At 67.3% G+C, this 18,550-nt stretch carries 17 protein-coding genes; 11 read left to right on the top strand and 6 right to left on the bottom strand.

Annotated elements, in window-relative coordinates; translation table 11 throughout:
* Positions 1-23 precede the first annotated feature (23 nt).
* Positions 24-785: a response regulator transcription factor gene (locus tag DIE08_RS29305; RefSeq protein ID WP_059607892.1), complete on the bottom strand. Its 762-nt coding sequence runs from the start codon at positions 783-785 to the stop codon at positions 24-26.
* A gap of 171 nt (positions 786-956) precedes the next feature.
* Here DIE08_RS29305 and DIE08_RS29300 point away from each other — a divergent pair, with 171 nt between their 5' ends.
* The 4 genes from DIE08_RS29300 to DIE08_RS29285 all read left to right on the top strand — a co-directional run bounded on the left by DIE08_RS29300 (position 957) and on the right by DIE08_RS29285 (position 4,278).
* Positions 957-1,211, top strand: coding sequence for a hypothetical protein (locus DIE08_RS29300; protein WP_059449757.1), 255 nt, complete (start codon positions 957-959; stop codon positions 1,209-1,211).
* A gap of 18 nt (positions 1,212-1,229) precedes the next feature.
* The gene (locus tag DIE08_RS29295; RefSeq protein WP_124905063.1) at positions 1,230-3,044 is read left to right on the top strand and encodes an aminopeptidase P family protein; all 1,815 of its coding nucleotides are present in this window, start codon (positions 1,230-1,232) and stop codon (positions 3,042-3,044) included.
* Positions 3,045-3,106: 62 nt separating this feature from the next.
* Positions 3,107-3,658, top strand: coding sequence for a cysteine hydrolase family protein (locus tag DIE08_RS29290; protein WP_124629083.1), 552 nt, complete (start codon positions 3,107-3,109; stop codon positions 3,656-3,658).
* Positions 3,655-4,278 carry an HAD family hydrolase gene (locus DIE08_RS29285; RefSeq protein ID WP_059682193.1) on the top strand — a complete coding sequence of 208 codons (624 nt, stop codon included), beginning with the start codon at positions 3,655-3,657 and terminating at the stop codon, positions 4,276-4,278. Before DIE08_RS29290 ends, DIE08_RS29285 begins: the two co-directional genes overlap by 4 nt.
* Positions 4,279-4,406: 128 nt before the next feature.
* Here DIE08_RS29285 and ettA read toward each other — a convergent pair whose 3' ends face one another.
* The 3 genes from ettA to gcvA all read right to left on the bottom strand — a co-directional run bounded on the left by ettA (position 4,407) and on the right by gcvA (position 7,579).
* Positions 4,407-6,074 (bottom strand): energy-dependent translational throttle protein EttA, encoded by a 1,668-nt coding sequence (gene ettA / locus DIE08_RS29280; protein ID WP_124905061.1) that lies wholly within the window; start codon positions 6,072-6,074, stop codon positions 4,407-4,409.
* Positions 6,075-6,263: 189 nt separating this feature from the next.
* Positions 6,264-6,572 carry a DUF3761 domain-containing protein gene (locus tag DIE08_RS29275; protein WP_059532727.1) on the bottom strand — a complete coding sequence of 103 codons (309 nt, stop codon included), beginning with the start codon at positions 6,570-6,572 and terminating at the stop codon, positions 6,264-6,266.
* Between the two features lie 89 nt (positions 6,573-6,661).
* Entirely contained in the window at positions 6,662-7,579 is a 918-nt protein-coding gene (gcvA, locus tag DIE08_RS29270) for a transcriptional regulator GcvA (protein WP_124629076.1), read from the bottom strand.
* A 194-nt stretch (positions 7,580-7,773) separates the two neighbouring features.
* On the opposite strand from gcvA, the gene DIE08_RS29265 reads away from it, so the two are divergent.
* The 3 genes from DIE08_RS29265 (at position 7,774) to gabP (ending at position 11,343) form a co-directional block, all read left to right on the top strand.
* Complete coding sequence (locus DIE08_RS29265; RefSeq protein ID WP_124629074.1) at positions 7,774-9,036, top strand: MFS transporter; 1,263 nt, start codon at positions 7,774-7,776, stop codon at positions 9,034-9,036.
* A gap of 104 nt (positions 9,037-9,140) precedes the next feature.
* Complete coding sequence (locus DIE08_RS29260; RefSeq protein WP_059600634.1) at positions 9,141-9,485, top strand: MmcQ/YjbR family DNA-binding protein; 345 nt, start codon at positions 9,141-9,143, stop codon at positions 9,483-9,485.
* Positions 9,486-9,951: 466 nt separating this feature from the next.
* Complete coding sequence (gene gabP / locus DIE08_RS29255; RefSeq protein WP_059600629.1) at positions 9,952-11,343, top strand: GABA permease; 1,392 nt, start codon at positions 9,952-9,954, stop codon at positions 11,341-11,343.
* A gap of 167 nt (positions 11,344-11,510) precedes the next feature.
* Here the strand turns inward: gabP and ychF are convergent, their stop codons facing one another.
* The gene (ychF, locus tag DIE08_RS29250) at positions 11,511-12,605 is read right to left on the bottom strand and encodes a redox-regulated ATPase YchF (RefSeq protein ID WP_059608048.1); all 1,095 of its coding nucleotides are present in this window, start codon (positions 12,603-12,605) and stop codon (positions 11,511-11,513) included.
* A 247-nt stretch (positions 12,606-12,852) separates the two neighbouring features.
* On the opposite strand from ychF, the gene DIE08_RS29245 reads away from it, so the two are divergent.
* The 4 genes from DIE08_RS29245 (at position 12,853) to DIE08_RS29230 (ending at position 17,510) form a co-directional block, all read left to right on the top strand.
* Complete coding sequence (locus DIE08_RS29245) at positions 12,853-14,031, top strand: UbiH/UbiF family hydroxylase (RefSeq protein WP_059608049.1); 1,179 nt, start codon at positions 12,853-12,855, stop codon at positions 14,029-14,031.
* A 90-nt stretch (positions 14,032-14,121) separates the two neighbouring features.
* Positions 14,122-14,850, top strand: a complete 729-nt coding sequence (locus tag DIE08_RS29240) for a DsbC family protein (protein ID WP_124629072.1) — start codon at positions 14,122-14,124, stop codon at positions 14,848-14,850.
* 116 nt (positions 14,851-14,966) lie between these two features.
* The gene (locus DIE08_RS29235; RefSeq protein WP_124905059.1) at positions 14,967-16,766 is read left to right on the top strand and encodes a M61 family metallopeptidase; all 1,800 of its coding nucleotides are present in this window, start codon (positions 14,967-14,969) and stop codon (positions 16,764-16,766) included.
* A 147-nt stretch (positions 16,767-16,913) separates the two neighbouring features.
* Entirely contained in the window at positions 16,914-17,510 is a 597-nt protein-coding gene (locus DIE08_RS29230) for an FMN-dependent NADH-azoreductase (protein WP_059449745.1), read from the top strand.
* 118 nt (positions 17,511-17,628) lie between these two features.
* On the opposite strand, the gene DIE08_RS29225 is transcribed toward DIE08_RS29230, so the two are convergent.
* Entirely contained in the window at positions 17,629-18,537 is a 909-nt protein-coding gene (locus tag DIE08_RS29225) for a uracil-DNA glycosylase (protein ID WP_124905057.1), read from the bottom strand.
* Positions 18,538-18,550: the final 13 nt, after the last annotated feature.

Genomic DNA, 18,550 nt, shown 5'->3' with positions numbered 1-18,550 from the left:
GAGGGCTATCGTTTAGCGCCATATTATAGCGTTTCGGTGATTTCCTCACTCGCGGCATACCGGGCATCAGCGTGGCGCGGCCTCGAATTTGGGGGCTCGATCGGCACGCGGTCGAGCTGATAGCCGTAGCCGTAGAGCGGCAGAAGCCGGTAGCCATGCTCCGGAAGCAACTGCAGCTTGCTGCGCAGCCGGGACGCGTGCGTGTCGAGCGTGCGCGACTTCATGTCGCGGCGGCGGGCCCACACGGTCTCGAGGATATGGGCGCGCGACACGGGCCGGGACAGGTTCGCGAACAGCAGTTGCGCGAAGCGGAACTCCTTCGGCGTCAGCGAGACGACCACGTCGCCGAAGCGCACGAGGCCGTGGGTCGCATCGAATGCGTATTCTCCATACATTTCGCGGGAGCGATTCGGCGGCCGCCGGACGCCAGCGCGCCGGCTCAGCGCATTCACCCGTGCGAGCAGCTCGGGCCCGCTCACCGGGCGCACGAGGCAGTCGTCGGCGCCCGCGTGCAGGCATGACACGACTTCGCTTTCGCGCGGCAGCTGCATCACGGCGATGGCCGGCAGGCCGGGCAGGATCGCTTGCGCACGCGGAATGACCTCCTCGGCCGGCTGATCGCCGGCCCAATTGCAGGTGATCAGCATGTCGCAGGTGTCGGTAGCGAGCCACTCGAAGAACGCGGTGCTGGACGGAAACGTGTGGCACACGTGACCGCCGGCGAAGAGGAGGCGGTTCAGGAGCGCAGCATGACGTGCTTCCGGATCGATCAGGGCAATTCGCATGAGGATTTCTTCAATACGGCTGCCGGAGCGCGCTTGCCATAACGTCGGGTCGGCCCCTACACTCGAATGTTCGCGGCGCCCGGCTGGTCTCGGGTTCGATGGATGAATCGATGCTAGTCGCTGGCAACGTTCACGCCTATGGGACGAATCTGAATTTATAGAAGGCGTCGAATGAACTGGTTTGGAATCCTTGTCCTGGGAGCGGCCGTCGGGCTGTTCGGCCGGTGGCTGCATCCGATGCGGCGCACGGGCCGGCCGGCATGGTGGATCGCGGTGCTGGTCGGCATCGCAGGCGCCGCCGCCGCGCGCATGGCCGGCAATCTCTCTGGACTGTTTTACGATGGCGAAACGCTCGAATGGCCGGTCTGCACCGGTGTCGCGTTCCTCGCCGTAGCCGTGACGGTCGCGGTGTCTGCCCGTCGCTGAAAGCTCTCAGGTGAAATCATGAATGCCCGTCTCCCCGAAGTCTCGTCGGTGCCGGCCCGCCTCGCGCTGCTGCGCGGTGCGATGGTCCGCGAGGACCTGGCCGCCTATCTCGTGCCGTCCGCCGATCCTCACCTGTCCGAGTACCTGCCCGAACGCTGGCAGGCGCGCCGCTGGCTGTCCGGTTTCACGGGCTCGGTCGGCACGCTGGTCGTGACTGCGGATTTCGCGGGCTTGTGGGTCGACAGCCGTTACTGGGTGCAGGCCGAGGCGGAACTCGCCGGCACGGGCGTCCAGCTGATGAAGATGACGGGCGGCCAGCAAAGCGCGCCGCATGTCGACTGGCTCGCTCAGAACGTGCCGGCCGGGGCGACGGTCGGTGTCGACGGTGCCGTGCTCGGCGTCGCGGCGGCACGCGCGCTGACGGCCGCGCTGAACGCGCGCGGCATCGCGCTGCGCACCGATCTCGACCTGCTCGACGCGATCTGGCCGGAGCGCCCGGGGCTGCCGGGCGACGCGGTGTTCGAGCACGTGGCGCCGCAGGCCGACACGACGCGCGCAAGCAAGCTCGCCGAAGTGCGCCGCGCGATGCACGCGCAGGGCGCGCAATGGCATTTCGTGTCGACGCTCGACGATCTCGCGTGGCTGTTCAACCTGCGCGGCGCCGACGTCAACTTCAACCCCGTGTTCGTCGCGCACGCGATGATCGGCGCCGATCGCGCGACGCTGTTCGTCGCCGAAGGCAAGGTGTCGCCGGCGCTGGCCGCGTCGCTCGCGCGGGACGGCGTCGAGGTTCGCGCGTATGACGCCGCGCGCGCGGCGCTCGCGGCGCTGCCCGACGGCGCGACGCTGCTGATCGACCCGCGCCGCGTGACGTTCGGCACGCTCGAGGCCGTGCCGGCCGGCGTGAAGCTGGTCGAGGCCGTGAACCCGTCGACGTTCGCGAAGTCGCGCAAGACGTCCGCCGAGATCGAGCACGTGCGCGTGACGATGGAGCACGACGGCGCCGCGCTCGCCGAATTCTTCGCGTGGTTCGAGCAGGCGGTGAGCCGCGAGACGATCACCGAGCTGACGATCGACGAGCAGCTCACTGCCGCGCGCGCACGGCGCCCCGGCTACGTGTCGCCGAGCTTCGCGACGATCGCCGGCTTCAACGCGAACGGTGCGATGCCGCACTATCGCGCGACGCCCGAGTCGCACGCGACGATCGCGGGCGACGGCCTGCTGCTCGTCGATTCGGGCGGCCAGTACGTGACCGGCACGACCGACATCACGCGCGTCGTGCCGGTCGGCACCGTCAGCGATCTGCAGCGCCGCGATTTCACGATCGTGCTGAAGTCGATGATGGCGCTGTCGCGTGCGCGCTTCCCGCGCGGCATCCGCTCGCCGATGCTCGACGCGATCGCGCGCGCGCCGATGTGGGCGGCCGGGCTCGACTACGGCCACGGCACCGGCCACGGCGTCGGGTACTTCCTGAACGTGCACGAGGGCCCGCAGGTCATCTCGCACTACGCGCCGGCCGAGCCGTACACCGCGATGGAAGAGGGGATGATCACGTCGATCGAGCCGGGCGTGTATCGGCCCGGCAAATGGGGCATCCGGATCGAGAACCTGGTCGTGAACCGCGCGGGCGGGCAGACCGAGTTCGGCGACTTCCTCGCGTTCGAGACGCTGACGCTCTGTCCGATCGACACGCGCTGCGTGCTGGTCGAGATGCTGCATGAAGAGGAGCGCGCGTGGCTGAACACGTATCACGCGACCGTGCGTGAGCGCGTCGGCCGGCACGTGAGCGGCGATGCGAAGGCGTGGCTCGACGCGCGCACGCAGCCGATCTGACGCTAGGCGCAACGAGCGACAACGGCCGCGCGACGGCCGGACCATGATCGAGAGGGCAACCGATGGCAGACACCGCAGTGATCGTGATCGACATGCAGCGCGGGCTGGTGCAGCGGGCGCGGCCCGCGTACCGGCTCGACGACGTCGTGTCGGGCATCAACCGGCTGACGGCGGCGGCGCGCGCGGCGAACGCGCCCGTGTGCTTCGTGCAGCACGACGGCGACGCGGACGACGATATCGTTCCCGGCACGCCCGGCTGGGAAATGCACGAGGAACTGATCGTCGGTCGTGCCGACTGGCGCATCCGCAAGCAGATGAGCGATTCGTTCCACGACACGCCGCTCGCCGCGCAGCTCGACGGCCACGGCATCCGCTCGGTGCTGATCTGCGGCTATGCGACCGAGTTCTGTGTCGATTCGGCTGCACGCCGCGCGGCACTGCTCGGCTATCGGACGACCGTCGTGTCCGACCTGCACACGACGAACGAGCGCACGCACCTGTCGGCCGCACAGATCGTCGCGCATCACCACTTCGTGTGGGAAAACAATACGCTGTCGGGCAATTCGGTGACGCCGCGTCCGCTTGCCGACGTGCTCGCCGCGGAGTTCGCATGACGATCAAGGCGGTGGTGTTCGATTTCGGCGGCGTGCTGATCGACTGGAGCCCCGAGTATCTGTACCGGCAACTGATTCCGGACGAAGCCGAGCGCCGGTGGTTCCTCACGCATGTGTGCGCGATGGAGTGGGTGATCCGCCAGGACGGCGGGCAGACGATCGACGAAGGGACGAGCGAGCTCGTCGCGAAGTTTCCGGCGCACGAGGCGCTGATCCGCGCGTTCTACGCGCGCTGGCACGAGATGATCGGCGGCGTGCTCGACGAAGGCGCCGCGCTCGTCGACCGGCTCGACGCGCAGGGAATGCCGCTCTTCGGGCTGACCAACTGGTCCGCGCAGACGTTTCCGTATGCGTGGGACAACTTCCCGGTGCTGCGGCGCTTCAAGGACATCGTCGTGTCGGGCCGCGTGAAACTCGTGAAACCCGATCCGGCGATCTACCGCGAAATGCATGCGCGGATCGATCCGTTCCTGCCGGGCATCGCGCCGCACGAACTCGTGTTCATCGACGACAATGCGAAGAACGCGGCGGCCGCGACGGCGCTCGGCTGGCACGGCATTCATCACACGAGCGCGGCCGCGACCGAGGCGCGTTTGCGCGAGCTGGGCGCGCTCGCGTAGTCTTCCGGCAGACGACGGCAGACGAATGCAAAAAAGCGGGCCACGAGCCCGCTTTTTCGTTTTGCGGAGCCGGCAGCGGCCGCTTTCTGCATCCGGCTCCGCGTGGCCGGGTGCACGGGCCGCTCCGTTTAGCGGCTGATCGGCTTGTAGCGCAGACGCTTCGGCTTCGCGGCTTCCTCGCCGAGACGCGCACGCTTGTCGGCTTCGTATTCCTGGTAGTTGCCGTCGAAGAACGTGACCTGCGAATCGCCTTCGAACGCAAGGATGTGCGTCGCGATCCGGTCGAGGAACCAGCGATCGTGCGAGATCACCATCACGGAGCCCGCGAATTCGAGCAGCGCGTCTTCCAGCGCGCGCAGCGTTTCGACGTCGAGGTCGTTCGACGGTTCGTCGAGCAGCAGCACGTTGCCGCCGGAGATCAGCGTCTTCGCCAGGTGCAGGCGGCCGCGTTCGCCGCCGGACAGGTTGCCGACGATCTTCTGCTGGTCGCCACCCTTGAAGTTGAAGCGGCCGATGTACGCCCGCGACGGCGTTTCGTACTTGCCGACCGTCAGCACGTCGGCGCCGCCCGAGATTTCTTCGAACACCGTCTTCGAGCCGTCGAGCGCGTCGCGGCTCTGGTCGACGTACGCGAGCTTCACGGTCGGGCCAAGCACGACTTCGCCCGAATCCGGTTGTTCCTTGCCGGTCAGCATCTTGAACAGCGTCGACTTGCCGGCGCCGTTCGGGCCGATGATGCCGACGATCGCGCCGGCCGGAATCTTGAAGTTCAGGTTGTCGATCAGCAGGCGGTCGCCGAACGACTTGCTGACGTTCTTGAACTCGATCACTTCATTGCCGAGGCGGTCGCCGACCGGAATGAAGATTTCCTGCGTTTCGTTGCGCTTCTGGTATTCCTGGCTGTTCAGCTCCTCGAAGCGCGCGATACGCGCCTTCGATTTCGCCTGGCGACCCTTCGGGTTCTGGCGCACCCACTCCAGTTCCTTCTTGATCGCCTTCTGGCGCGCCGATTCCGACGCTTCTTCCTGCTTCAGGCGCTCTTCCTTCTGGTCGAGCCAGCTGCTGTAGTTGCCCTTCCACGGAATGCCGTGGCCGCGGTCGAGTTCGAGAATCCACTCGGCCGCGTTGTCGAGGAAGTAGCGATCGTGGGTGACGGCGACGACCGTGCCCGGGAAACGCACCAGGAACTGCTCGAGCCAGTCGACCGATTCGGCGTCGAGGTGGTTGGTCGGTTCGTCGAGCAGCAGCATGTCCGGCTTCTCGAGCAGCAGCTTGCACAGCGCGACGCGGCGCTTTTCGCCGCCCGACAGGTGCTCGATCTTCGCGTCCCACGCCGGCAGGCGCAGCGCGTCGGCGGCCACTTCGAGCTGCTGCTCGGGGCTGCCGCCGTCGCTCGACGCGAGGATCGCTTCGTACTTCGCCTGCTCGGCCGCGAGTGCGTCGAAGTCGGCGTCCGGTTCCGCATACGCGGCGTAGATTTCCTCGAGCTTCTTGTTCGCCTGGAACAGGTCGCCAAGGCCTTCCTCGACGGCTTCGCGCACCGTCTTCGTCGGGTCGAGCTGCGGTTCCTGCGGCAGGTAGCCGATGTTCAGGTTCGGCATCGGCGTCGCTTCGCCTTCGATGTCCTTGTCGACGCCCGCCATGATGCGGATCAGCGTCGACTTGCCCGAGCCGTTCAGGCCGAGCACGCCGATCTTCGCGCCGGGAAAGAACGACAGCGAGATGTCCTTCAGGATCTGGCGCTTGGGCGGCACGATCTTGCCGACCCGGTTCATCGTGAAAACGTATTGGGCCATTCGGGTGTGAAAGTCAGAAAAGGTTAAGACGGCCGCGCAGCTCGCGGGCGTGCGTGGCGTCGGGAAATTCGGTACGGAGCGTGCCGCGCGGGGCGCGGCGGTGTCGCCGCGGGTTGGCGGCGCGAGCGCGTATTGTACTTCGCCGCCGGCTGCCGCTGGCACCGCGCAGGCCATCCGGCCGACCCGCGTTCACAGCCACGCGGCGACGCCGCCGTGCCCCGAGCAGGTGCCGCGCCGATGGCGGCTGAAACTGTACGTGCCGTCGCGACAGCGCGCGCTCGCGCCCTCGGGCACGCGGCCCGATTTCGAGTGGGCCGGCGCATGGACGGTGTCGCCGTCGCGATTGCGGTACGTGTCGTGCCGGTCGAGGTCGGCTTCGTTAGCGTAGCCGGGCGACGCGCGATACGCGTGCGCCGCGGGCGGCAGGGCGGCACACGCGACGAACAGCGCGGCCGACAGGGTCGCGATGCGCGTCATGCGGCGGAGCAGGGCAGGCATGGTCGCTCTCCGGATGTCGTTGTCGGGTGCGGGCCGCATGTTAGCCGATCGGCCGAAGATCGTTGCCGCAGCCTTGAGGGGCAGCGACGCTACGCCGCGCCGGTCATCGATGCCGCGCCGTCGGCCTGTGCGGCCTCGAGAATCCATCGGCGGAACGCGGCGACTTTCGTGCGTTCCGCATGATGCGGCGGATAGACGAGGTAGTACGCGAAATCGTCGAGCCAGGCGACGTCGGCAAGCTGCACGAGCCGGCCGCTCGCGAGCTCGTCGCGCACCATCGCCGCCGGCAGCAGGCCGGCGCCCTGGCCGGCGAGGATCGCCTGCAGCAACAGGCCGGAATCGTCGAACGCGGGGCCGCGCGGCGGGCCGAAATCAGCGATTCGCTGCGCGTCGAACCAGATGTGCCAGCCCTTGCGCTCGGCGTCGTGCAGATGCGGCCATCCGGCCAGGTCGGCGGGTGTGGCCGGAAGGCCCAGCCGCGCGACGAGTGGCGGCGCCGCCAGCGCGACGATCTCCACGGTGAGCAACCGTTCGCTGCATAGCCCGATGTAGCGGCCGAGACCGTGGCGGATCGCGACGTCGACGCCGTCGCGCGAGAAATCGGCGAGCGCGTGGCTCGTGACGATCTGCAGGTCGACGTCCGGGCACGCGTCGCGGAACTGCGCGAGGCGCGGCACGAGCCACGCGGACGCAAAAAAGGGTGTGACGCTCACCGTCAGCACGCCGCTGTCGGCGGCCCCCGACACACGCTGCGACGCGTCGGCGATCTGCCTGAACGCGTTGCGCACGGGCGGCAGGTAGTCGCGGCCCGCGGCGGTCAGCAGGATGCCGCGATTCACGCGCTCGAACAGCTGTACGCCGAGATGCGTCTCGAGCGTGCGGATCATCTGGCTCACCGCCCCCGGCGTGACCGACAACTCCTCGGCCGCCGATTTCACCGACAGGTGGCGGGCGGCCGCCTCGAACGCACGCAACGCGTTGAGCGGTGGAAGGCGTGAACGGATCATTGAGTTTTTCTAAAGCGAAAGACCGATGAAATATCGTTTGAGGCGACGAGCGTGCACGAGTACCGTTGTTGCATTGGATCGTATCCGTGGTGAGCGGGTTTTGCGCTGTCGATGCGATCAACATAGTTCAACTATATCCATGAGGCAATCCGGATGCCGTGCGGCGTCCGGCGGAACCTGAAAGGAGGATCGTCATGGGCAGCCTGCGCGCATCGCGCGTCTTCTACGGCTGGTATGTGGTGGCGGCCGCGTTCGCCGTCACGTTCGTCGGCTTCGGCAGTGCGTACACGTTCAGCGCGTTCGTCGAATCGCTGCAGCGTGATTTCGCGGCATCGCGCGGGCAGATCTCGCTCGTGTTCTCGCTGGCCGGCTTCCTGTATTTCGGCTTCGGCATCGTCAGCGGCCCGCTTGCCGATCGCTTCGGCTCGCGGCGGCTCGCCGTCGCCGGCATGTTGCTGACGGCAGCGGGTCTCGCGGCGGCCGGTGCCGCGCATACGCTGCTGCAGGTCTATGTCGCGTACGGGCTCGGTGTCGGCCTCGGCGTCGGCTGCGCGTACGTGCCGGCCGTCGGCGCCGTGCAACGCTGGTTCGTGCGGCGGCGCGGCTTCGCGTCGGGGCTCGCGGTCGCGGGGATCGGCGTCGGCACGCTCGTGATGCCGCCGCTCGCATCCGCGCTGATCGCGCACGTCGGCTGGCGCGGCGCGTACGTCACCCTCGCGGCGATCGCGGTAGTGGTGGGCGCGGGCATGTCGCTGCTGATCGAGAACGATCCGCGCGGGCGCGGATTGCTGCCCGACGGCGATGCGGCGCGTGCGCAATCGCGCGACGGGCAGCCCGGTGCCACTTCATCGGTGCCCGCCGGCGCGACCGTGCGCGAAGCCGTCACGTCGCGACCGTTCGCGAGCCTGTATGCGGCATGCCTCGTCTGCTCGTTCGGCGTGTTCGTGCCGTTCGTGCATCTCGTGCCGTACGCGCTCGATCACGGCGTCGCGCAGTCGACGGCCGTGCTGCTGCTCGGCGCGATCGGCGTCGGCAGCACGGCAGGGCGCTTCTTCCTCGGCGGCGTCGCCGACCGCTTCGGCCGCCGCGCGTCGCTGCTCGCGATGTTCGCAGGCATGGCGGCCGCGCTCTTGGCGTGGGCCGGTGCCGGAAGCGTCGCGACGCTGGCCGCGTTCGCACTCGTGTTCGGCGTGTTCTACGGCGGCTGGGTCGCCGTGCTGCCGGCCGTCGTGATGGACTACTTCGGCGGCCGCAACGTGAGCGCGATCATCGGCATGCTGTACACGAGCGTCGCGTTCGGCACGCTGATCGGGCCTGCCGCCGCCGGTTTCATCTACGACGCGGGCGGCGGCTATCTCGTGCCGATCCTGGCCAGCGCGGCCGCGAATGCGATCGCGTTTGCGATCGTTGCCGCCACGGGGCGCGCGCCGGTGGCGGCGTGCGCGGCGGGCCGCTAGACGCGTGTCGCCGGGCGCGCGGCCAGACGCTGCTCGGCTAGGCGCCACCCTCGATTTCCGCTACGGTGTCCGGGACGTCGATCACCAACGGGCGGAGGCGCATCGTGACATTCGACGAAGTTCGGCAGGTCGTGCTGGCATGGCGGGGTGTCGAGGAAGGCAAGTCGTACGGCACGCCCGCACTCAGGGTGAAGGGCAAGATGCTCGCGCGCCTGCGCGAGGACGGCGACACGCTCGTCGTGCGGGGCGTCGGCCCCGACGAGCGCGCGTGGCTGATCGAATCGGAGCCCGACGTGTATTACGTGACCGATCACTATGCGGGCTGGCCGATCGTGCTGGTGCGCTTGTCGGCCGCGCATCCTGACGCCGTGAAAAACCTGCTTCTGCGAGAATGGCGCGCGATCGTGCCGGCCAAATGGCGGGACGCAGGGCCGGGCGGCGCGACCTGAGCATCCGGCGCAGCGCCTGCGCGGCACGCAAACCACCTTGACGGAATGCGTCCGTTGCGATGTCGGGCGGCATGTCTCACCGCGCGTTTCCCGATCCGGCGGCTCATGAGCGGACGCCGAACCGGACCAAGCGTTGCATCGGTTCGCATCGATGCAACAAGTGGTTCCATCGAAATTCTTCAATTGGTTCTTAGTCAAGAACCGTTTGATGCTTACACTCCTTCGCTTCGAAGGCGGCTGACCAACAGCCGACGGAAAGGGCGCACGCGATGCGCCGGCGCCCCGTGTGCCGCATCGCACCCGCAGCTTCGCAGACCGCGGCGCGCACCGACCGGAACAGGCTCGATCATGCTCCCTGCCCGCGTGCCGCGCATGCGCGGCGGGCTGCCGGATCAACAACGACAAATCCCGCGCCGCCTTCATGCGATACCCGGTCATATCGGAACCGTTTTTTGGAGAGAGACACATGAGTGGAAGCAAGACAGGCCTCGGCACGGGTCTGAAGCAGCGTCACGTGACGATGATGTCGATTGCCGGCGTCATCGGCGCCGGCTTGTTCGTTGGCTCCGGCCACGCGATCGCGGAAGCCGGCCCGGCTTCGATCCTCGCGTATGCGATCGCGGGCGTCCTGGTCGTGCTGGTGATGCGCATGCTCGGCGAGATGGCCGTCGCGCATCCGGACAGCGGTTCGTTCTCGACCTATGCCGATCGCGCGATCGGCCACTGGGCCGGTTTCACCATCGGCTGGCTGTACTGGTGGTTCTGGGTGCTCGTGATCCCGATCGAGGCGACGGCCGCCGCGACCATTCTCAATGCATGGTTCCCCGGCGTCGCGACCTGGATCTTCGCGCTCGGCATCACGTTGCTGCTGACGATCACCAACCTCTTCTCGGTCAAGAACTACGGCGAATTCGAATTCTGGTTCGCGCTGATCAAGGTCATCGCGATCGTCGTGTTCCTATGCATCGGCGGCGCGGCGATCGTCGGTATCGTGCCCGCGCCGGCCGTATCGGGCGTGTCGAACCTCTTCGCGCACCAGGGCTTCATGCCGAACGGCGCCGGCGCGGTGCTCGCGGCGATGCTGACGACGATGTTCTCGTTTCTCGGCACCGAGATCGTGACGATCGCGGCCGCCGAGTCGGACAACCCGCAACGCCAGATCGTGCGTGCGACGAACTCCGTCATCTGGCGTATCACGCTGTTCTATCTCGGCTCGATCCTCGTCGTCGCGGCCATCGTGCCGTGGAACGATCCGCTGCTGCCGAAGCACGGCTCGTATCAGCGCGCGATGGAACTGATCGGGGTTCCGAACGCGAAGGCGATCATCGACGTGATCGTGCTCGTGTCCGTCGCGAGCTGCCTGAATTCCGCGCTCTACACCGCATCGCGGATGCTGTTCTCGCTGTCCAAGCGCAAGGACGCGCCCGCGTTCCTGCATAGCACCGATTCGACCGGCACGCCGCGTGCGGCCGTGCTCGCATCGACCGCATTCGGTTTCCTGACCGTGATCGCGAACTACCTGATGCCGGAGCAGGTATTCGGCTTCCTGCTGGCGACGTCGGGCGCGATCGCGCTGCTCGTGTATCTCGTGATCGCGATTTCGCAGCTGCGGATGCGCAAGACGCTCGAATCGAGCGGCGCCGACCTGACGCTGCGGATGTGGCTGTTCCCGTGGCTCACGTGGGCGGTGATCGTGTTCATCTGCGGCACGCTGACCGTGATGTTCGTCAGCGAGGAACACCGGATGGAAGTGGGGGCGACGGCCGTGCTCGCGCTGCTCGTGTTGTTTGCTTCGTGGTTGAACAAGCGCGGTCGTGATGCGCGAGCAGGTGCTGGGCGGCGGGTGTCGGCGACGTGATGACGTGACGATCCGAAGGCGGGCAGCGGTGCTCGTCTTTGGCCGACGGGCAAGTCCGTGGATGAAAAATGGGCCGATTGGCATTTGCCAATCGGCCCATTTGCTTTTCGTTCCGGATGCGCATCAGGCGATGCCGAGCGTATCGCACGGCATCGGCATTGCACGTATCAGACGTTGAACAGGAAGTTCATCACATCGCCGTCGTGCACGACGTATTCCTTCCCTTCCGCGCGCATCTTGCCGGCTTCCTTCGCACCCTGTTCGCCCTTGTACGCGACGAAATCGTCGAATGCGATCGTCTGTGCGCGAATGAAGCCGCGCTCGAAATCGGTGTGGATCACGCCGGCCGCTTGCGGTGCCGTGTCGCCAATATGGATCGTCCACGCGCGCACTTCCTTCACGCCCGCGGTGAAGTAGGTCTGCAGGCCGAGCAGCTTGAAGCCCGCGCGGATCACGCGGTCGAGGCCCGGCTCTTCCATGCCCATGTCGGCGAGGAACGCTTCCTTGTCCGCATCGTCGAGATCGGCGATTTCCGCTTCGATCGCTGCGCACACCGCGACGACCGGCGAGTTCTCGCTTTCCGCGTACTTGCGCACTGCGTCGAGATGAGGGTTGTTCTCGAAGCCGTCGTCCTTCACGTTCGCGACGTACATCGCCGGCTTCGCCGTGATCAGGCAGAACGGCTTGAGCAGCGCCTGCTCGTCGTCCGACAGATCCAGGCCGCGCACGGCCTTGCCCTGGTCGAGATGCGCGCGAACCTTTTCGAGCACCGCAGCGAGCTTCACCGCTTCCTTGTCGTTGCCCGACTTCGCGGCCTTCGAGTAGCGGGTGAGCGCCTTCTCGACGGTGCCGAGGTCGGCGAGCGCGAGTTCGGTGTTGATCACTTCGATGTCGTCGATCGGGCTGACCTTGCCCGCGACGTGGATGACGTTGTCGTCCTCGAAGCAGCGCACGACGTGCGTGATCGCATCGGTTTCGCGGATGTTCGCGAGGAACTGGTTGCCGAGGCCTTCACCCTTGCTCGCGCCCGCGACGAGGCCTGCGATGTCGACGAATTCGACGACGGCCGGCACGATGCGCTCCGGGTTGATGATCTCGGCGAGCGCCTTCAGGCGCGCGTCCGGCACCTCGACGATGCCGACGTTCGGTTCGATCGTGCAGAACGGGTAGTTCTCGGCGGCGATGCCGGCCTTGGTCAGTGCATTGAACAGGGTGGACTTGCCGACGTTGGGCAAGCCGACGATGCCGCATTTGAGACTCATGGAATCCTTCGGACGGGTAAGGCGGCGCGGCCGGACAGGGCACGGCGGCGCGGGAAAATAGGGACGGCCGGCGCGTGGGGCGCGGCGGGCCGACGTTCAAAGGCGCTATTGTACCGTGCCGACGCCCCGGTTTCCGGCCTTCCCCCGAATGCCCGATGCGGCGGGCCGTCGCGCTGCCGGGCCGGCCCGCGATTATGCTGATTTCCCGCAAAGTCCGGCCGCGTAAGGGATTGGCCCCGCGGCTATAATGCCCGCCATGACTGCCCACCACACCTTCGACGTCGCCGTGGTCGGCGGCGGGCTCGTCGGCAAGACGGCCGCGCTCGCGCTGACCCAGTCCGGCTACAAGACCGCCTTGCTCGCCCAGCCGGCCACGCCGCGCCCGGCCGATCTCGCGTTCGACACGCGCATCTACGCGCTGTCGTCCAGCTCGCAGGCCTTGCTGGAGCGGCTGCGAGTCTGGCAGGCGCTCGACCATGGCCGGCTCGCGCCGGTCTACGACATGCGCGTGTACGGCGATGCGCACGCGGAACTGCATTTCTCCGCGTACCAGGCCTCCGTGCCGCAACTGGCCTGGATCGCCGAATCGTCGCTGATCGAGACGTCGCTCGATGCCGCGCTGCGGTTCCAGCCGAACCTCACGTGGTTCGATGCGCGCGCGCAGGGCTTCGACGTGCACGACGACGCGGCCGTGCTCACGCTGTCGTCGGGGCAGGTGCTGGAAGCCGATCTCGTCGTCGGCGCCGACGGCGCGCATTCGTGGGTGCGCTCGCAAATGGGGGCCAAGGTCGAACGGCGCGACTACCGGCAAACCGGCGTCGTCGCGAACTTCAAGGCATCGCTGCCGCACCGCGAGACGGCCTGCCAGTGGTTTCACGAAGGCGAGATCATCGCGTTGCTGCCGCTGCCGGACGGTCACGTATCGCTCGTGTGGTCCGCGCACACCGCGCACGCGGACGAATTGCTCGCACTCGATCCGGCGCAGCTCGCGGCCGAAGTCGAGCGCGTGTCGCACGGTCAGGTCGGGGCACTCGAATGCGTGACGCCCGCGGCCGGCTTCCCGCTCGCGCTGCAGACCGTCGACAAGCTGATCGCCCCGCGTGTCGCACTCGTCGGCGATGCCGCGCATCTGATCCACCCGCTCGCGGGGCAAGGGATGAACCTCGGGCTGCGCGACGTCGCGGCGCTCGCCGATGCGATCGCGAACAAGGAGAGCTTCCGCAACCTCGGCGATACGGTGCTGCTGCGCCGCTACGAGCGTTCGCGCCGCGAGGACATCCGCGCGTTGATGGTCGCGACCGACGGGCTGCAGCGGCTGTTCGCGGTGCCTGGCTCCTTTGCGAAGGCGGTGCGCAACGCGGGCATGGCGTTCGTCGGTGCGCAACCGCTCGTGAAGCGCTGGCTCGTGTCGGCCGCGCTCGGCTGATCGAACCTTCGCGCCTTCGGCCTGTCGGACAGGGTTCCGTTACGGCGTACACTGTGACGTGCACTCCGATTGAGCTGAAGGAACTACAGGATGAAAAAAACGATCCGCATCGCATCGCTGGCGATGGCCGTCACGATGGCGACGCTCGGCTGCACCGCGCAGGCCGACCAGACCACCGACAAGCTGAAAGCCACGCTGCAAGCGCGTCTCGGCAACGACGCGCCGATCAAGAGCGTGTCGAAATCTCCGGTCGCGGGCCTGTACGAAGTGAACCTCGGTACGCAGATCATCTATAGCGATGCAGCCGGCGACTACGTGCTGCTCGGCGATCTCGTCGACACCAAGACGCACAAGAACCTGACCGACGCGCGCCTTTCCGACCTCAACAAGATCGATTTCGCGAGCCTGCCGCTCGCGAACGCGATCAAGGTCGTCAAGGGCAACGGCGCACGCAAGATCGCTGTGTTCTCCGATCCGAACTGCCCGTACTGCAAGCGCCTCGAGACGACGTTGCAGTCGATCGACAACGTGACCGTCTACACGTTCCTGTATCCGGTACTGTCGCCCGATTCGACCGCGAAGTCGAAGGCGATCTGGTGCGCGACCGACCGCGCGAAAACCTGGCAGAGCTGGATGCTCGACCATCGCGTGCCGACCGGCGCCGGCACCTGCGATACGACCGCGCTCGACAAGAACCTCGCGCTCGGCCGCGGGATGAACGTCACCGGCACGCCGACGATCTTCCTGCCCGACGGCCGCCGCCTGCCGGGCGCGGTGTCGGCCGACCAGCTGAACCAGGCGCTCGCGTCGAGCAAGTAAACTGACCGACACCCCGGGCTGCATGGCCCGGCCAGCGAGGGGCGCCCGCGATATCAGCCGGCGCCTCTCTTCGTTTCCGCTGCCGTATTCCGTCCGATTTTCGTCCGATTCCCACGATGACCCAGCCGATCCGTTATTCGATTACCCCGAAAGATCTTGCCGCGCACCTGTTCGAAGTGTCGGTGACGGTTGCCGATCCCGATCCCGAAGGCCAGCGCTTCTCGCTGCCGGTGTGGATTCCCGGCAGCTACCTCGTGCGCGAGTTCGCGCGCAACATCGTGACGCTCGCCGCGTTCAACGACGCGGGCCGCAAGGTGCGGATCGCGAAAACCGACAAGAACACGTGGCAGGCCGCGCCGGTGAACGGCGCGCTGACGCTGCGCTACGACGTGTACGCGTGGGACCTGTCGGTCCGCTCCGCGTATCTCGACGAATCGGGCGGCTTCTTCAATGCCACGGCCGTGTTCCTGAGCGTCGCCGGCCACGAGGCTGCGCCGTGCGAGATCGACATCGCGAAACCGGCGGGCCCGGCATTCCGCACGTGGCGCGTCGGTACGTCGCTGCCCGAGGCACGCGGCACCCGGCGCTATGGGTTCGGCGGGTACCGCGCATCGAACTACGACGAACTCACCGACCATCCGGTGACGATCGGCGAATTCGCGCTGGCGACGTTCGACGCGCACGGCGTGCCGCACGACGTCGTGATCGCCGGGCGCGTGACGCAGCTCGACATGGAGCGGCTGCGCGCCGACCTGAAGCGCGTGTGCGAGGCGCAGATTGCGCTGTTCGAGCCGAAGTCGAAGAAGGCGCCGATGGACCGCTACGTGTTCATGACGCTCGCGGTCAGCGACGGCTACGGCGGCCTCGAGCACCGTGCGTCGACCGCGCTGATCTGCAACCGCACCGATCTGCCGGTGAAGGGCCGGCCCGACACGACGGAAGGCTATCGCACGTACCTCGGCCTGTGCAGCCACGAGTATTTCCATACGTGGAACGTGAAGCGCATCAAGCCCGCCGCGTTCGTGCCGTATGACCTCGCGCGCGAAAATTACACGTCGCTGTTGTGGCTGTTCGAGGGCTTCACTTCGTATTACGACGATCTGATGCTCGTGCGCAGCGGGCTGATGTCGCAGGACGAATATTTCGCGGCGCTCGGGCGTACCATCGGCGGCGTGCTGCGCGGCACGGGGCGGCTGAAGCAGAGCGTCGCGGAAAGCTCGTTCGACGCGTGGATCAAGTACTACCGCCAGGACGAGAACGCGACCAATGCGATCGTCAGCTACTACACGAAGGGTTCGCTCGTCGCGCTCGCGTTCGATCTCGCGATCCGCGCGCAGACGCGCAATCGCAAGTCGCTCGACGACGTGATGCGCTTGCTGTGGCAACGCTACGGACGCGAGTTCTATCGTGGCAAGCAGGCTGGCGTCGAGGAAAACGAGGTCGAGACGCTGATCGAGGAAGCGACGGGCGTCGCGCTCGGCAGGCTGTTCTCCGACGCCGTGCACGGCACGCGCGACCTGCCGCTCGCCGAATTGCTCGCGCCGTTCGGCGTGACGCTCGCGCCGGAAGTCGCGCCGGGCGCGGCCGCGAAGTCGACGATCGGCGCGCGCCTGCGCGGCGGCGCGGACTGCACGCTGGCGGCGGTATACGAAGGCGGTGGCGCGCATCGCGCGGGGCTGTCGGCCGGCGACACGCTGATCGCGCTCGACGGGCTGCGCGTCACCGGCACGAACCTCGACACGCTGCTCGCGCGCTACCGCCCGGGCGACAAGGTCGAGGTGCACGCATTCCGCCGTGACGAGCTGCGGACCGCAAAACTGAAGCTCGACGGGCCGGAAGTCGCGCGCTACCGGCTCACGGCCGCCGCAAAGCCGGCTGCCGCGCACAAGGCCCGGGAAGCCTGGCTGAAGGGCTGAGCATGCACGAGCGGGTTTCAGGGCGCGATCAACGATTGTTCTGCTGTTGCAACAATCCGTCGCCTTGAACCCGCTTTTTCGCGACCATGCGGCCACGCACAATGGCGTCACTCGCGCTACCGAAGCGCAACCAAACCGGAGCCTGACATGACGACCATTCTGCAAATCAATTCCGCGGCGCGCTCGCAAGGTGCGCAATCCACGCTGCTGGCCAACGAACTGACGGCAAAGCTGCAACAATCGAACCCCGGCGCGAAGGTCGTGGTTCGCGACCTGCTGGCCGACGCGCTGCCGCACCTCGATGAATCGGTGCTTGGCGCATTCTTCACGCCGGCCGACCAGCGCAGCGCGGAACAGAATGCGATCGTCGCGAAGAGCGATGCACTGATCGCTGAACTGCAGGCCGCCGACATCATCGTGATCGGTGCACCGATGTACAACTTCGGTGTTTCGTCGCAACTGAAGACGTATTTCGACTGGATCGCCCGTGCAGGCGTCACGTTCCGCTACACCGAGAACGGTCCGGAAGGCCTGATCAAGGGCAAGAAGGTTCACGTGGTGACGGCGCGCGGCGGCAAGTACCTCGGCACGCCGAACGACAGCCAGACGCCGTTCCTGCGCACGTTCCTCGGCTTCATCGGCTTGACCGACGTGAGCTTCATCCACGCGGAAGGCCTGAACCTCGGGCCGGATGCACAGAGCGCCGCGCTCGCCGGCGCCCGCGAAGCGATCGCTGCCGCGTAAGGCTGATGCGGGTGCGTTGCACCCGCTGCGTCGCCAGATGAAAAAAACGCCGCGTCCCGAAAGGGGCGCGGCGTTTTCACGTGATGCGGACGAAAGCTGGAAGTTGAACGCGGAACGGTTACGCGAGCGTTTCGGCCACCTCCGGCAGGCGCCAGTCGATCGGCTCGCGACCCGCTTCGACCAGATAGTCGTTCGCGAGCGCGAAGTGGCGGCAACCGAGGAAGCCGCGGTGTGCGGACAGCGGCGACGGATGCGGCGCCTCGAGCACGCAGTGCGCGCTCGCATCGAATAGCGCGCGCTTCGCCTGCGCATGCGCGCCCCACAGCATGAACACGAGGCCGCGATGGCGGCTGGCGAGTTCGCGGATCAGCGTGTCCGTGCATTGTTCCCAGCCGCGCCTCGCGTGGCTCGCGGCCGCGCCGCGCTCGACCGTCAGAACGGTGTTGAGCAGCAGCACGCCCTGGCGCGCCCAGGTATCGAGGCAGCCGTGACGCGGCGTGTCGTGGCCGAAATTCGCGGCGATTTCCTTGAAGATGTTGCGCAGCGACGGCGGCGTGCGCACGGCCGGCGGCACCGAGAACGCCAGGCCATGCGCCTGCGGCGTACCGCGGTCGTCGCCGTGGTACGGGTCCTGACCGAGGATCACGATCTTCACGTCGTCCGGGCTCGTCAGGCGCAACGCCCGAAACACGTCGGTCGGGTAGACCGTCTTGCCGGCCGCGCGTTCGTCGTCGACGAAGCGGCACAGCGGTGCATACGCATCGCTGTCGATGAAGGGTTTCAGCACGTCGCGCCAGACGGCTGGCAGCGCGTCGAACTGCGCGGCGAGGTGTGGGACGTGCGCGGCGGCAGCGGGCTGCGGCGCGGCGGAGGCCGGGGCGGCTGCCGCGGTCTTCTTTGCGGGCCTGCGCCCAGCCGCGGCCGGCGCGGGCGCCGAGGCGGAAACATCGTCCAGCGCCGTTTCCGGCACGGGATCGTCGAACAGCGACGCCTGTTGCGGCGTGCGGAGAGTCTTGCGGGTTGCCATGCGTGATGCGGGT

It is taken from the genome of Burkholderia sp. Bp9004 (assembly GCF_003858025.1).
Lineage (GTDB): Bacteria > Pseudomonadota > Gammaproteobacteria > Burkholderiales > Burkholderiaceae > Burkholderia > Burkholderia diffusa.
This window is presented reverse-complemented; position numbering and strand designations above follow the sequence as displayed.

Coding starts and splice junctions, on each gene's coding strand:
- DIE08_RS29305 (WP_059607892.1), bottom strand. CDS start 785: ATGCGAATTGCCCTGATCGATCCGGAAGCACGTCATGCTGCGCTCCTG.
- DIE08_RS29300 (WP_059449757.1), top strand. CDS start 957: ATGAACTGGTTTGGAATCCTTGTCCTGGGAGCGGCCGTCGGGCTGTTC.
- DIE08_RS29295 (WP_124905063.1), top strand. CDS start 1,230: ATGAATGCCCGTCTCCCCGAAGTCTCGTCGGTGCCGGCCCGCCTCGCG.
- DIE08_RS29290 (WP_124629083.1), top strand. CDS start 3,107: ATGGCAGACACCGCAGTGATCGTGATCGACATGCAGCGCGGGCTGGTG.
- DIE08_RS29285 (WP_059682193.1), top strand. CDS start 3,655: ATGACGATCAAGGCGGTGGTGTTCGATTTCGGCGGCGTGCTGATCGAC.
- ettA (WP_124905061.1), bottom strand. CDS start 6,074: ATGGCCCAATACGTTTTCACGATGAACCGGGTCGGCAAGATCGTGCCG.
- DIE08_RS29275 (WP_059532727.1), bottom strand. CDS start 6,572: ATGCCTGCCCTGCTCCGCCGCATGACGCGCATCGCGACCCTGTCGGCC.
- gcvA (WP_124629076.1), bottom strand. CDS start 7,579: ATGATCCGTTCACGCCTTCCACCGCTCAACGCGTTGCGTGCGTTCGAG.
- DIE08_RS29265 (WP_124629074.1), top strand. CDS start 7,774: ATGGGCAGCCTGCGCGCATCGCGCGTCTTCTACGGCTGGTATGTGGTG.
- gabP (WP_059600629.1), top strand. CDS start 9,952: ATGAGTGGAAGCAAGACAGGCCTCGGCACGGGTCTGAAGCAGCGTCAC.
- ychF (WP_059608048.1), bottom strand. CDS start 12,605: ATGAGTCTCAAATGCGGCATCGTCGGCTTGCCCAACGTCGGCAAGTCC.
- DIE08_RS29245 (WP_059608049.1), top strand. CDS start 12,853: ATGCCCGCCATGACTGCCCACCACACCTTCGACGTCGCCGTGGTCGGC.
- DIE08_RS29240 (WP_124629072.1), top strand. CDS start 14,122: ATGAAAAAAACGATCCGCATCGCATCGCTGGCGATGGCCGTCACGATG.
- DIE08_RS29235 (WP_124905059.1), top strand. CDS start 14,967: ATGACCCAGCCGATCCGTTATTCGATTACCCCGAAAGATCTTGCCGCG.
- DIE08_RS29230 (WP_059449745.1), top strand. CDS start 16,914: ATGACGACCATTCTGCAAATCAATTCCGCGGCGCGCTCGCAAGGTGCG.
- DIE08_RS29225 (WP_124905057.1), bottom strand. CDS start 18,537: ATGGCAACCCGCAAGACTCTCCGCACGCCGCAACAGGCGTCGCTGTTC.